We start from the raw sequence: 14,744 nt of genomic DNA on the forward strand, positions 1-14,744 counted from the left end.
AGCCATGCATATAGCATGGCTCTTTTGCGAAAGTAAGTATTTACTATTCGTCGCCGAACTCACGAATGATACTGTTAATAGTATCTTTCGCATCACCCAATACCATACGAGTGTTGTCTTTGAAGAACAGCGGGTTGTCGACGCCGGCAAAGCCCGCATTGGCTGAACGTTTCAGCACAAATACCGTTTTCGCGCGATACACCTCGATAACCGGCATGCCGTAAATCGGGCTGCCTTTCATTTCTTTCGCTGCCGGGTTAACTACGTCGTTAGCACCAATAACAATTACCACGTCGTAGTTTTCCATACGCGGATTCACATCGTCCATTTCGCACAGCAGATCATAAGGCACGTCAGCTTCAGCCAGCAATACGTTCATGTGACCCGGCATACGACCGGCAACCGGGTGAATAGCATACTCAACCGTACAATTGTTTTCTTCCAGCAGCGATTGCAGTTCACGCACAGCGTGCTGCGCCTGAGCAACAGCCATACCGTAGCCAGGAACAACCAACACAGATTGCGCAGCTTCCAGCACATAGAATGCGTCCTGCGCTGCCATGATTTTCACTTCACCTTCGATGGCTTCACCCATCTCAACCGGCTTGGCAAAGCCTGACAATAATACGTTCATTAGCGAGCGGTTCATGGCTTTACACATGATGTTGGTCAGGATCAAGCCAGACGCGCCCACCAGCAAACCGGTAACAATCAGAATTGTATTAGCTACAGCCAGACCTGCGGCACAGGCTGCTACCCCTGAATACGAGTTCAGCAGTGCAATAACAACCGGCATGTCCGCGCCACCAATTGAAATGGTTGCCCACACACCAAAGCTCAAGGCCAGACCAATTGCTACATACAGCCACAATTCATTGGAGGGCTCGGTAGCAAATAAATAGCCAACCGCAACAAAGCCAAGTAGGTGCAGAATGCTTAGTTCGCGCAGACCCGTGAAGATGAATGCCTTCGATGACATTTTGCCTGACAACTTACCCCAGGCAATTACTGAGCCCGAGAACGTGACACCACCTATCAGGATTGTCAGGAAAATAGTGACAAATACCAGTTCATCTGTGGTCGCCATGGAAAGCTGATTCATACCACTAACGGTTGCCCAACCTAACAACAGTGATGCTAAGCCACCGAAACCGTTAAATAGCGACACCATTTCCGGCATTTGCGTCATTTCGACTTTCTTGGCTTTCCATGCACCATAGGCGCCGCCCAGCAAGAAGCCGAATAGGATCCAGTGGTAGCTGATGATCTGCTGATCGATCAGAGTAACCACAACAGCGATAAACATACCAATGGCAGACACAAAGTTACCGCGACGGGCCGTGCCCGGATGACTTAACAGCTTTAAACCCAGAATGAACAGAGTGGTTGCCACTATGTAGGCAAGATTGATGATCATTGCATTATTACTCACAGCATAATCTCCTTACTTGCCTTGTTTTTTCTTGAACATGCCCAACATGCGGTCGGTTACCATGTAACCCCCCACTACGTTGATACTTGCCAGCGCCACCGCGGCAGTGCCCAAAACCGTTGTTAATGTGTCATTTTCTGCACCAGACGCTACTAATGCACCTACCAGCGTGATACCAGAGATTGCGTTAGAACCCGACATCAATGGGGTGTGCAAGGTAGCTGGCACTTTACGAATCAGTTCAAAGCCTAAGAATGCAGCCAGTAAAACAATAAAAATCAGGTAAATAGTTTCCATGAGTTATTGCCCCCCGTAAGCATTTTTCAGCATGTCATTGATTACTGCGCCGCCGTGTGTGATCACACTTTGGGCCAGAATTTCGTCTTCCAGATTCAGTTCAAACTGTTTGGATTCGGTGTTAAAGAACTCATCAATCAGATTGAACAAGTTGTTGGCGTACATGTCGGTGGCGTCGGTGGCCACTTGCTGGCTCCAGTGTCCGGTACCAATTACCGTTACACCTTCTACCTGCACAGTTTCACCTGCGACTGAGCCTTCAACGTTACCACCAGACTGTGCGGCCATATCCACCACAACGCTGCCAGGTTTCATCAGTGCCAGTGTTTCTTTGCGGATAAGTACCGGCGGTTTGCGACCGAACAACTGTGCTGTTGTGATCACAATATCGGAATCCGCAATCGCATCGCGCTGTGCTTCCTGTTGCTTGGCTTTTTGTTCGTCGGTCAGCTCTTTGGCATAACCGTCTTTGGTTTGGCCGGTTTCGCCAATATCGATTTTCAGAAACTTGCCGCCCAGCGACTCTACCTGCTCGGCGACAACCGGGCGAGTGTCATACGCCAGCACGTTTGCGCCCATACGCTTCGCGGTAGCGATAGCCTGAAGACCTGCCACACCTGCACCAATAATAAAGACCTTGGCCGGTTTAATGGTACCGGACGGCGTCATCATCATCGGCAAAATGCTGGGAAGGTTATTGGCAGCCTGCAGCATCATGACATAGCCGGCTAAGCTGGCTTGTGAACTCAGGGCATCCATTTTCTGCGCACGCGATGAGCGGGGGATCATTTCAACCGACAGCGTAGATACCTGCTTGGCGGCAAGTTGCTCTACCAGCGACTGTTGAAAGAAGGGATCAATATGGCCAATCACCAGGGTGTTTTCACTGAGTTTGGCCAGATGTGCTTCTGATGGGCGATTCACATAGAGCACAATGTCTGCACCCGACAATGCTTCAACACCATCGTCAATGATTGTTGCGCCTTGCTCGGCATAGGCGTCGTTGGTGTAACCGGAACGCACGCCGGCATCAGATTCAATCACAACGTCCAGCCCCATTCGGCTAAGTCGCATAACGGTGTTTGGTGTTACCGCACACCGGCGCTCCACTACCGCTGAATCCACAGCGTGCTTTGCTTCGTTTAGTACTAAGAGTTGCAAGGGTATTCTCCTCTCCTCCGGGCAAAAAGGTCCCTAACCGCGCGTACAGGTACGTCGGCTAAGTCAGTATTTATTTGCTGCCACAAGATGCTTTAATCCATTAACTACAAAATTGTAAAGCGACCTTACTATAAAGCTCACTTATGAATAACAATTATGTAATCTTCCCGTTCTTGTGGTTTTTATTGGAAAGGACTACGGCTTTCGCCAATAATGCATAAATAAAATCGAAAATGAAAGCAAAAATTGCAAGGTCGGGCCTTATATTTCATTTATGGAATGCATTTTACTTATAATTAATATTTATATGATGTGGAAAGAAAATTGTTGCGCGGACACGATAAATAGCACTTTATGCCGCAGTATAAGACAAGCTCGTAGCGATAAAAGTAGATTTTAATGATGTACTTCAGTAACTAACATAGCAGTTCAAATGCGAAACTTTCATTGCATCTTAGCAGTATATTTTTCATAACTTGGTCGTACTTCGCGGGTATAGAACGAAAAAGCGCCGCTCAATGCGACGCTTTAGTTTTATCTATATGGGGGAAGCCCCGAGAACTAGTGTTTCGGGTTCAACAAAACGGGTTTACCTAAACCAAGCTCGGTGAGTCTTGGCATTTGCGTTTCAGCGTCTCCTACCACTAACCAGATAAGCTTATCGGGATCAGCATACTTGCTGGCCAGTTTGGCGATGTCTTGTTGGGTTATGCTCTGAACCAGCGTCATGCGTTGTTTTACATAATCAGCTTGCCAGCCATAACGACTCACTTTCTCTAACATGGCCAATTTAGCATTCCCGGTTTCAAACTGACGCGCCGCACTTTTTATAAAGTAACTTTTCGTATTTTCCAGATCCTGCTCTGTAAACGTATCGCCATAATCAGCCAGGATTTCCTTCACCAAGGCCGCTGACTCATAAGTCACGTTAGTGCGAACACCCGACGAAATAGTAAATGGCCCGGGTATGTCGGTACCACTAAAGCCCGAACGCACACCATAGGTATACCCTTTACCCTCGCGAAGCGTTTGCATAAGACGTGAGGCAAAGCCGCCGCCACCCAGCTTATAGTTCATTAATGTAGCAGGGTAAAAGTCCGGATCGGTTTCTGCCAATGCCAGATAACCAAAGCGTAATTCGGATTGTTTGGCACCAGGCACATCGTAGAAATAGAGTGCAGGCTCAGGGTGAGATGGGCTTTCAAAAGCCGGCAGCGTCACCGCTATTGCCGGCCAGGCAGCATTTAGCGGCTGTAATGATGCAGTAACAGTATCGGCGTCGATCGCCCCCACAACATGAAAACTGGCCACAGTAGGAGACAGGTACGCCGCATAATACTGCTTCAGGTCGTCAAGGGTAATAGCGTTAACCGACTCAACAGTGCCCAATGGATTATTCGACAGGATGTGATCCTCGCCAAACAACAGCTTGTAATACTGGTTGTCAGCAATACTGCTAGGGTTAGCACGCTGCTGAGCAATCGTACTCAGCGCTTCCTGTTTTGCCAGCTCAAACTCTTTTTCGTCCCAACGCGGTGCCAACAACATTTCTGACACCAGGGCAATGGTCTCATTGTAGTGTTTGGCTAACGTGGTACCGGAAATTGTAATCGACTGCTTTCCGCTGTATACACTGATGTCTGCACCGAGTAATTCAATGGCTTTCTCCAGTGCTTCCGGCGTTTTGGTTGCCGTGCCTTTTTGCATTAAGGTCGCCAGCAAGCTGGATACACCGACTTTGTCGCTCTGCTCCAGCATCAAACCGCCTTTAAAGGTCAGTTCAAAATCCACCAGAGGTAATTCTCGGGTTTCGATACCGTAAATGCCCAGACCATTGTCTAGTTCAGACTGCCACACCGCTGGCACAGCAGGCACGGGCAAATCTCCGTAAGGAGGCTCAATGGTACGATCAAAGCGTGTGGGCGTTTTGGTGTAACCAGCACCTTCGCTCAGGTCAAACGACTCGCCGCGACCTTCCGCCACAATTTTTTCTTCAACCACTTCGGCAGGAGTTGAGCCGGCTAACATCAACTCGCTCTGCCCCTTTGGCACAAAGCTGGTCGCAATGAATGGCTTTCCTTTCAGGTATTGCTGGTAAACCCGTTGAATGTCTTTGTCTGTTACCGATAAATAGCGCTGCAATTCACGGTTTATATAGCCTGGATCATCAGCAAAAATGTTGTATTGAGCTAACTGAAATGCCTTACCAAGTACGCTCGACAAATTCGCGTAATAGTCGGTTTCAATACCTGCTTTTATGCGCGTCAGATCTTCATCGCTGATCCCAGTTTGTTCAAATTGCGCAAAAGCCTGTTCGACGCCTGCATAGACATCATCAAGGGGTGTACCCGGATACGCACGCGTGATCAGCATAATTTCACCGGCTAGTTCAGAGTTGCGGTTATACATGCTCACCCCCGACGTGAGCTGTTTGTCTTCCACAATCACTTTGTTGAGCGGTGCGCTTTTCCCCTCAGACAGCAATGTCATCAGAATATCCAGTGCATAGGCGTCGGGGTGATACAAATCGACACCCGGCCACACAAGGCGTAGCTCAGGTAGTTGCGCAAAGTTGTCTTCGTAGTATCGCTTAACCGTTTTGTTGAGCGTTGCGGGTCTGTCTGCTAGCGGCGTGATTTCCTCACCACGAGGGATCTCGTCGAAGTACTTATGTACCCAGGCTTTCGCCTGCTTCGCGTCAAAATCACCGGCAATCACCAGTGTGGCGTTATTGGGCACATACCACTTGTTGTAGAAGTCTTTTACATCCTGCAGTGTGGCGTTTTGCAAATCTTCCAGAGAGCCAATTACCTGCCAGTTGTAAGGGTGATCAGCAGGGTAGAGGTTTTTACCTACCACGTAATTTGCATGGCCATAGGGGCGGTTGTCTGTGCCCTGGCGCTTTTCGTTCTTCACTACCTGCTTTTCTTTCGCCAGTACCTCTTCGGTGACCGTATTAATGAAAAAGCCCAGCTTGTCGGCTTCAGCCCAGATCATTTTTTCCAGTGCGTCGTTTGGCACAGTTTGAAAGTAGTTGGTGCGGTCACGGCTGGTTGAGCCATTGGCGCCAGAGCCGCCAATACGTGAACTCATTTTGTCCAACCCGCCTTTACCTAGATTTTCAGACTCTAAAAAGAGCAAATGTTCGAATAGGTGAGCAAATCCGGTGCGCCCTTCCAGTTCTCGTGCCGATCCCACATGGAAAGTTAATGCCACCGCCGTAACCGGGTCTGAATCGTCCTGATGAAAGACCACTTCCAAACCGTTGTCGAGCACGAATTTTTCGTAGTTAATGCTGAAAGCCGATTGTGCGGTGCTGGTAGGTTTGTCGGCCGCGGTTGCGGGATCGTTGTTTGTACAAGCAGCTAGCGCAACCGCACTTAATGCCACTAACAGAAAATTGACTCGATATGGAATTTTCATTGTCGTCGTTAATATTGTAAGAGTGATCACAATATAACAACGGTTGATTACTTTGCCCAGCAAGCCCGGATAAGGCAACCAAAACAGACGGTAGTTTATAGTAACAACCTGTTTCGGTTTATGGTTTTGTAAGTATTGAGTTGATAAGTAACTTGCGCGTAGCGTTACAAAGGGGAGCAGATATAGCTCCCTTTGTGTAACAAATGAATACTCAAAACTCTAGGGGCCAAGTAACGTGTCAGCACCTATCAGTTGGCGTAAACTGACTTTGAAAGTACTTTTCAGAAACCCAAGTTTATAAGCTCGGCATCTCATCAACCCATTTAATTTCGATATTAAAAATATCAGTTGAGCTTTTAACTACTGAACCACCCGAGGCCATTCTATATCCGGTGCCTGTATTCAATCGTACTCTTATGAAGTTTTTCTCGAGAGGTAAACAAGACCATTGCTCAAAAGCACCAGGCCCTTCGAACACAAAATCACCATTGGATGGATCATAAGTTATAGTTTCAGTAACGTAATCAACATAAGCATAGTGTGTGCAACGTGTTTCAAGTGGTACGCCTGTATCATTTCTATCGAACTGCATCCAATGGCTATTGCCATAATGACTTGTTTTTACTTTGAACCTAATACCGCAATACAATTCATCATTGGATTCATCAAACCCTCTTCTCTTTGCATCATCTGTTTGAAAAAGGTAGGCGGTAGGATTGGCGCTAGATGTTCGCCAGTGATGTTTTACTATTCTAGTGATTTGTAAAAATTTATTTTCTACCGGATACATACCCACTGAATAGAGGTTGGTGCCATTCTGGTAATCATCCACCCACATTGTGGTTTTCTCTTCCGAAATTGCAATCGTATCCCACATTTCTGTGTTAGGCGTCATATCTTTAGCGGCAAACCAGAATTCTTTATCTATTTTAGAGATATATTCCGCCCCTTCTTTCTTCTGATCAAAATCAAAGAGATTTTGAATTTCAGAATAATGTAACGCTCTATCGTAGATTCTTACATTATCAACATTTCCACCCAGGTAAACAAAGTTGGCAGTTTCATCAGATGCGATATAGAGAGAGTAATTACTCAATGAAATTTCAGATTGAATTTCTTTGGTTGCAACTTGACTACCATTTATAAAAAGCCTCATTTGTTTACCGTCATAACTGGCTGCCAAATGAGTCCAAACATTTTCGTTTGGCAACTGAGCACTTCTGAGTTTGTTTTCCTCTCCAGAGCCGATAGAAAACTGTAGTTCGTTGTCATAAATAACAAAGTGAAAAGACTGGTGCTTGTCAAAAAACACCGTACTTTGCCCACTACTTTTAATCTCTCCCGGATTGAGTTTTACCCAAATGGATAAGGTTATCCCTTCGTTGTTGATTTGAATGTTACCGGCATCGATAGTGTCTGAGGTACCATTTAATGTAACAGCCTTCCCTTGCAATCCTGCACCGTAACCAATGTCTTGGGTGGTTACTGCGTCATTGCCATTACCACTATAATCTTTGGCATCGCCGTCAAATGGGTAATACGCAATAAGACCTCTGTTCAAATCGATTGAGGCTGGTGACACTGTTATATCAACAGTGCTGGAGCTACTCGATTGTTGGCTATCAGTTACGGTTAGCTCAAAAGTCAAAACCGTTTCCTCAGCAACATCGGGCGCTGTAAAGCTGGGAGTAGTACTAGAATCATCATTCAATACAACGGAATAGTCGGAAGCATCAATTTGATTCCATTTATAGAGTAAGGGAATGTTATTTGAGTCATCTTCCAGATCAGTACTTAATGAACCATCCAACGTGACAACGTCATTAGCAATTATGGTTTGGTCGGACCCTGCGTCAGCGAGAGGCGCCTCATTAGTGGCCAGCACCGTGATGTCAACAGTATCCACCGCTTTCGCACCACCACTGTCAACGACTTCCAATTGGTATGTTAGTACTGTGTCGCTTTGTACGACTGGTGGAACAAATGTACCTTCTAATTTATCATCAACAATTACTGTGGTCTCTGGCCCAGAAATTTGTGTCCACTTTATTGAACTGGCTTCCGTACCTTTGGCTCCGGCATCTGTAAACGAGCCTAAAAGATCAATGAATCCTTCGGAAACGACTTGATCTATTCCTGCGTCAACTACAGGTGGCGGATTTTGATCGTCCTGATGAGGATCAGTACCATCATGATATTCCTGAAGGTTTGTTCGACCATCCTCATCGGAGTCAAGCTCACTGTCACCAGCGGTTAACGGGTCGAGTTGATTATTCGCCTCCCAGCCATCAAGAATTCCATCATCATCACTGTCATTGTCATTTGCCCAGGTGCAATGGTTAAATTCTTCGATATTACTTAGCCCGTCGTTATCTTTATCAGCTGTGGAGTCATTCAAACCATATTTTGAAGCCCAATAATTCGGCAAGCCATTCTCGTTGAGCGTGAAGTCAAAGTATTGATCTGTAAATTGATTGGCCCACGCCCCTAACTCACTATGCCCAGAAAAACGTAGTTTGTATAAAACAGGCTCTCTTACCGTAACCGTTGCATAACTCTTTGAGTTAATATTGTAAAAATTAACTGCACTATCATCATCCCCTATTGGGAATAGTTCCCAGCTTGCGCTTTCCATATCCCAATCAACGAAGGTATCGATTTCATCGCTATATGGAAATGGAATAGGAGTCACGGTGGCCACGGCTTCAATCTCACAACTATTTTCTGGGTAGGCAATATAGCTATCGAGTACTGAAATCTCAGGCAATCCATAGAGAGGGGTCTTGTCTAAAATAGTAAACAATTCAAAATGATTTTGATCTTCGCTAGGCCAGCCTATAAGTGATTTCTCTATCACTTCAAGCCCCGCTCTGACGTTTAAATCCATTCCTACGCCAGTGCGTAAGTAATCAAACCCATAATCTGCAATAAAATCTCCACCGGTATATAGATCGGCGTTGCCTTCAAATACACCTTGTACCTTTGTTTCACCAAACAAATAAGGCTCAACTTTCACATGAGCGGTAGCCACCTCATAAAAATATAACTGTAATTCGGGGACCAGACGTAACTCGGCATAGAGTTCGGCTTCGGCGGATCCAAGTAGATTGATGTTAGCGCTAGTTGGTTCACCATTAAATACATGACGATGCCCATTCTCATCGTATTCAAAGCCTGCAGTAATATTGTAGTCAAAGCTTACTTTTTGTTTTATCGCTAATTTTGCTTTCGCATCTGCATGAAATTCACCGCTTAGACCAAATTCACCTCGTACAATAATGGGCGCGCCACCTACAACTATTACTTTCACAAAGTTTTTACGTGCGAATTCGGTTTCTCCGTCGACTTTTCCGGCAGCATTTGCGGTGATGTCGAGCGTAAGTTCAACGTTTAAATTACCGTTAACTTTTGCGTGCGCACTTTTTAATTTTGCTCCTTTGAGAATTGCTGAAACATCCAGAGTAGGCTCGAACTTATAGCTTCCTGTTCCCGCAATAGTTATGTCTGCCGATTTTTCAATGCTTAATGAAGAAGTTTTCGGTATATCTGTTTCACCAACATAAATTTTAACGCTGAGTAATGCAGTACTTGCATCACACAATATTTTGCAGTCGCGTTTTTGAACAGTTGCTTTAAACACTGCAATGTAGGGTTGAGCATGATCGAAATCAATATCATCGGCGGTAGGGCTCCATATGAATAACAGGTCTTTTTTATTATTATCCGACCCTTGTGATACATTAGAAACAGTGATGTCATTTTCAGGGTTTGCTTTGGTATTATGGGAAATACGTTCTAAATCAAACTTCGATACTTCGTACTCATCATTGATATCATTGATGACTCTTGCACTTACTTCAAACGTGTTGGTTACGTTTTCTCGGAATAGTACTTTGTACATTCCGCGGAGCATTAACTTACCCTCTTTGACTTCTTGAAACTCATCAGGAGCGGTTGATAACGTAGTTGCTGATGTTGTGCGGATGTTTATATTGTTTTGAGTCGTGTGTGAGAGCGTAAGCTGGCTTTGCTCCCACTCCAACGTATTTGTTGGGCTTACATTTTTCTGTGTCGGATTAAGTTTACCGTTCTTTTGTCGCTTTATGATTAAGCCTTGCGCTTTGAGTGAGTCGATATAACTGGAATCGACTGAGTCTACGTCGGGCACATCAATGAGTTTTATGGAAGTACTTAATGCTAACTCTTCATAAACCTGATTCAGGGAAGCTGGTGTGGTTTCGACCGAGATGCTATTTCCGGTTCTACTGACACTTGTTACTTCTCTTAATAGTCCGGTTTCTTGAGCTGACACTACAATGTCACCTACGCCTGGCGTTTCATCTTCTTGCTCAACATCGTAGATTAATGTGTCTGTTGTAGCCGTTACATCGTTCACTTCTACGACCGTGTTAATAGTTGAAAGTACAGGCGCCGCTGCCATTGTTTTGGCAGATAGCTTATTTGAAAAGCTACCATTACCTATTACATCTTCAGCCTTGATGACAAAGTAGTATGTTGTGTCAGGCGATAATCCTGAAATGTTGGTGCTCGCAATGCCGGTTACTTCTGCATATTTATCCGTTGGCGAGGGAGTGAAATTTGGTTTATCAGACACATAAATTTCATACTTCAAATCATTTGGAGAGGTGAAGTTATCCGTAGTACTTAACCAATCAAGGCTAACTTCATTAGTGGATACACCTGTTCCACTGACAATTTTAACATTTAGGGGAGGTTGCTCGTCATTGACGACCTTTATCGTAAGTGCATCGCTAACACTTTCACCTTTTATATCAGTTACAACAAGCTCTACAGTGTACTCAGTATCTTCGTCTACTAGAGGAGCATCTATGGTAATTGCTGATGTCTGAGCATCGCTTATAACCAATTCTTCTCCAGATGTTTGCGTCCATTGATAAGTGAGTTTTTCATCTTCAGGATCTAACGCGTCAGCGGTCACAGTAACGCTGTTTTTTTCACCAACTGATATTTCTCCCAGCAGGCTTAGAACAGGCGCTTTATTTATATAAACAAAGGTAACGGAAATACTGCAATCAGCGGTAATCGTTCCCGTTGTATATGTATTACCTTCCAGGCTTCCTCCGCAACCGTCCACGGACTCTATTGAATAATCGCTATCCGGCGTTAAAACAAATTGGGCAGTTTCACCTTTAGTTACTTGCTCATTGAGAGAGGACACTGTGCCGCCTTCGGTGGCACTGACTGTTACTCGAAAAGTCGAAGGGGGGGAAATAGGCGTAGCTCCACCGTCGCCTCCGCCGCCCCCACAGGCTGCCAAAATCAATGAAAACGACGCAACCACCAGCATTGTTCTTATTCTATTTTTATACTTCATTGAGATATCCGTATTTGTTCTTGTAACACTTCCGTACCACGTTTGTGCTTTTACTTTTGTGCTTTCAGAGCTATTTAACTGCGCCATAATCTACTCAAAGAAGCCGACGTAGTAACGCTGTATTTCCCAAAGTAGTTAGTCTTACATTAAATATTTCCTTCTTTATACGACTACAAATCCCGCCATCATTCAACGGCAAAATAACATAAAAATCATACTTTTATACTAAAGTAGGGATTTGGGAATATTATGGGAACAATTTGGGAATAGTGTGTTACTTTAACTTTTACAATAATAATTACGTTTCCGTAAATTGCGATTCCCAACCTTAGTCGTAATAGCTCGTTTATCGAATTTTAAAATGGATTGTGGGGTTGTGTTTAGTAATGGGACACACATTCAGACAAGGAGTTTGGTTGTATGCCTGAAGAACAAAAAAGCGCAAATCTAAAAACGCTAATCAAAGAAATTGGCAATAAAAAAGGCATGAAGATAAAGGAGGTATATGCGCATTTCGGAATGTCATCCTCTGCCTACTACCGAACATTCGAAGGCCCACTGAACGAAAAAATTGCTGAAAAGATAGCAGACTTCTTACAACTCCCGGTGGAAACTGTTTATCAATTACATCAACCGGACTCCAGCCAGCCAATCCCCACTATCGAACAACTTCTGGAATTAAACGCGCCAGACCAACCTACCGACTCAACCGCACTGAATGTTAATGCTCAAAAGAACACATCTTCGCAAAGCAAAACACGCAATGCCAAGGTCGCGCTATTTGTCGTTTTCTGCTTTTCGCTAATGGGTCTTGGTGCGTACAGCCTACTCCCTTTGAATGAGCACACTGCGGAATTTCATGGCCAGGGGGTAGATTTCAGTTTATCCGCCATGGATGGGATAAATGATTTTCACGTGGCAATGTACCACTATGAATTCGACAACATTAAAGTTGCCATTCAGGATGACCACATCAATATTACCGCCGACATTCACACGCATAGCACGTTTGAACCTGCACTTAGCTATTTCGCACGCTTTGTTGCCAGTGGGGATTACCTCAACGGGTATGCCGCGGTCAATTATCAGATGATTGCCGAGCCCAATAAAGAAGTGTGGATTGGTGTAATGATGCTAAGAATTGGTACCACAGGTCACGCAACTGGCTACTGGCTTACGGCACATCACGATAGTCCCTCTCCCCATGAAGGGCCTTTTGCTTTTGGTAATGTCAATTTAGAACGTCTGCAAAGCAAAATAAATGAGGCAATCAGCGAAGAGTAGTCCCGCTCTGGGGTAAGCAACCAAATAGTGTTTGTATGTTCCAGCCATATCCAGCAGTGCCATTGTTTGGCGCGAAATAAAAAAGGCACTCCGAAGAGTGCCTTTCTTTAAAGCGTTAAGCTTGTGGGTGGCTTACATCATGCCGCCCATGCCGCCCATTCCGCCCATGCCGCCCATGTCAGGCATTGCAGGTGCGTCTTCTTTAGGCAGTTCAGCTACCATTGCTTCTGTAGTGATCATCAGTGATGCAATTGAAGAAGCGAATTGCAGTGCAGAACGCGTCACTTTAGTTGGGTCAAGGATACCCATTTCCAGCATGTCGCCGTAAGTGTCGTTGCCCGCGTTGTAACCGTAGTTACCTTCGCCGTTCTTCACTTCGTTAACAACAACAGACGCTTCTGCACCTGAGTTGATAGAGATTTGACGCAAAGGCGCTTCCATCGCACGCAGAGCCAGCTTGATACCGTGAGTCTGGTCTTCGTTTTCGCCAGTCAGGTCAGCCAGTTTAGCAGCCGCACGAACCAGAGCAACACCACCACCAGGTACTACGCCTTCTTCAACCGCAGCACGAGTAGCGTGCAGTGCATCTTCTACGCGGTCTTTCTTCTCTTTCATTTCAACTTCAGTCGCTGCGCCAACTTTGATTACTGCTACACCGCCAGACAGTTTAGCCAGACGCTCTTGCAGTTTTTCTTTGTCGTAGTCAGAAGTAGAGTCAGCGATTTGTGCGCGGATTTGCTCACAACGTGCCTGAATCGCCGCTTCTTCACCCGCACCGTCAACGACAGTTGTGTTGTCTTTGCTGATAACGACGCGCTTAGCTGTACCTAGGTCTTCCAGCTGAACTTTTTCCAGCTCCAGACCAATCTCTTCAGAGATAACAGTACCGCCAGTCAGGATAGCGATGTCTTGCAGCATAGCTTTACGACGGTCGCCGAAACCAGGTGCTTTAACCGCTGCAACTTTAACGATTCCACGCATGTTGTTAACAACCAGAGTGGCCAGCGCTTCACCTTCTACGTCTTCAGCGATGATCAGCAGAGGCTTACCGCCTTTTGCTACTGCTTCTAGTGTAGGCAGTAATTCACGGATGTTAGAGATTTTCTTGTCAACCAACAGGATGAATGGGCTGTCTAATTCAACCGCACCGCTTTCCTGGTTGTTGATGAAGTAAGGAGACAGGTAACCGCGGTCGAACTGCATACCTTCAACAACGTCAAGTTCGTTTTGCAGAGCCTGACCTTCTTCTACAGTGATTACGCCTTCTTTACCTACTTTTTCCATTGCTTTGGCAATGATGTCGCCCACTTCTGAATCAGAGTTTGCAGAGATAGTACCTACCTGAGCGATAGACTTGCTGTCCGCACAGTCAGTAGACAGGGCTTTCAGCTCTTCAACTGCAGCCAGTACCGCTTTGTCGATACCGCGCTTCAGGTCCATTGGGTTCATGCCCGCAGCAACAGACTTCAGGCCTTCAGTAACAATCGCTTGTGCAAGCACAGTTGCAGTAGTAGTACCGTCACCCGCTTCGTCGTTTGCTTTAGACGCGACTTCTTTAACCATCTGCGCGCCCATGTTTTCGAACTTGTCGTCCAGCTCGATTTCTTTCGCTACAGATACACCATCTTTAGTAATGGTTGGGGCACCGAATGACTTATCCAGTACTACGTTACGGCCTTTAGGACCTAAGGTAACTTTAACTGCGTTTGCCAGGATGTTTACGCCTTTCAGCATCTTTGTGCGGGCGTCATCACCAAAACGTACTTCTTTAGCTGCCATTTTAAATTCCTC

Annotated in this window: 7 protein-coding genes; 1 reads left to right on the forward strand and 6 read right to left on the reverse strand. The window is 45.5% G+C overall.

The features are described from left to right. Nucleotides 1-43 precede the first annotated feature (43 nt). From BUB81_RS02635 to BUB81_RS02655, 5 genes are all read right to left on the reverse strand, one after another. Complete coding sequence (locus BUB81_RS02635) at nucleotides 44-1,417, reverse strand: NAD(P)(+) transhydrogenase (Re/Si-specific) subunit beta (protein ID WP_425435065.1); 1,374 nt, start codon at nucleotides 1,415-1,417, stop codon at nucleotides 44-46. A gap of 27 nt (nucleotides 1,418-1,444) precedes the next feature. After that, a complete protein-coding gene (locus BUB81_RS02640) occupies nucleotides 1,445-1,729 on the reverse strand; it encodes an NAD(P) transhydrogenase subunit alpha part 2 (protein WP_073317753.1) in 285 nt (94 codons plus the stop codon). Between the two features lie 3 nt (nucleotides 1,730-1,732). Continuing rightward, the gene (locus tag BUB81_RS02645; protein WP_073317756.1) at nucleotides 1,733-2,890 is read right to left on the reverse strand and encodes an NAD(P) transhydrogenase subunit alpha; all 1,158 of its coding nucleotides are present in this window, start codon (nucleotides 2,888-2,890) and stop codon (nucleotides 1,733-1,735) included. A 561-nt stretch (nucleotides 2,891-3,451) separates the two neighbouring features. Next, the gene (locus BUB81_RS02650) at nucleotides 3,452-6,313 is read right to left on the reverse strand and encodes a M16 family metallopeptidase (RefSeq protein ID WP_073317759.1); all 2,862 of its coding nucleotides are present in this window, start codon (nucleotides 6,311-6,313) and stop codon (nucleotides 3,452-3,454) included. Nucleotides 6,314-6,608: 295 nt separating this feature from the next. Further along, nucleotides 6,609-11,756: a PKD domain-containing protein gene (locus BUB81_RS02655; protein WP_084526147.1), complete on the reverse strand. Its 5,148-nt coding sequence runs from the start codon at nucleotides 11,754-11,756 to the stop codon at nucleotides 6,609-6,611. A gap of 333 nt (nucleotides 11,757-12,089) precedes the next feature. Here BUB81_RS02655 and BUB81_RS02660 point away from each other — a divergent pair, with 333 nt between their 5' ends. Then, a complete protein-coding gene (locus BUB81_RS02660) occupies nucleotides 12,090-12,953 on the forward strand; it encodes a hypothetical protein (RefSeq protein ID WP_073317765.1) in 864 nt (287 codons plus the stop codon). A 132-nt stretch (nucleotides 12,954-13,085) separates the two neighbouring features. Here BUB81_RS02660 and groL read toward each other — a convergent pair whose 3' ends face one another. Beyond that, entirely contained in the window at nucleotides 13,086-14,732 is a 1,647-nt protein-coding gene (gene groL, locus BUB81_RS02665; RefSeq protein ID WP_073317769.1) for a chaperonin GroEL, read from the reverse strand. Nucleotides 14,733-14,744: the final 12 nt, after the last annotated feature.

Origin of the sequence: Marisediminitalea aggregata (assembly GCF_900129565.1) — a bacterium.
Lineage (GTDB): Bacteria > Pseudomonadota > Gammaproteobacteria > Enterobacterales > Alteromonadaceae > Alteromonas > Alteromonas aggregata.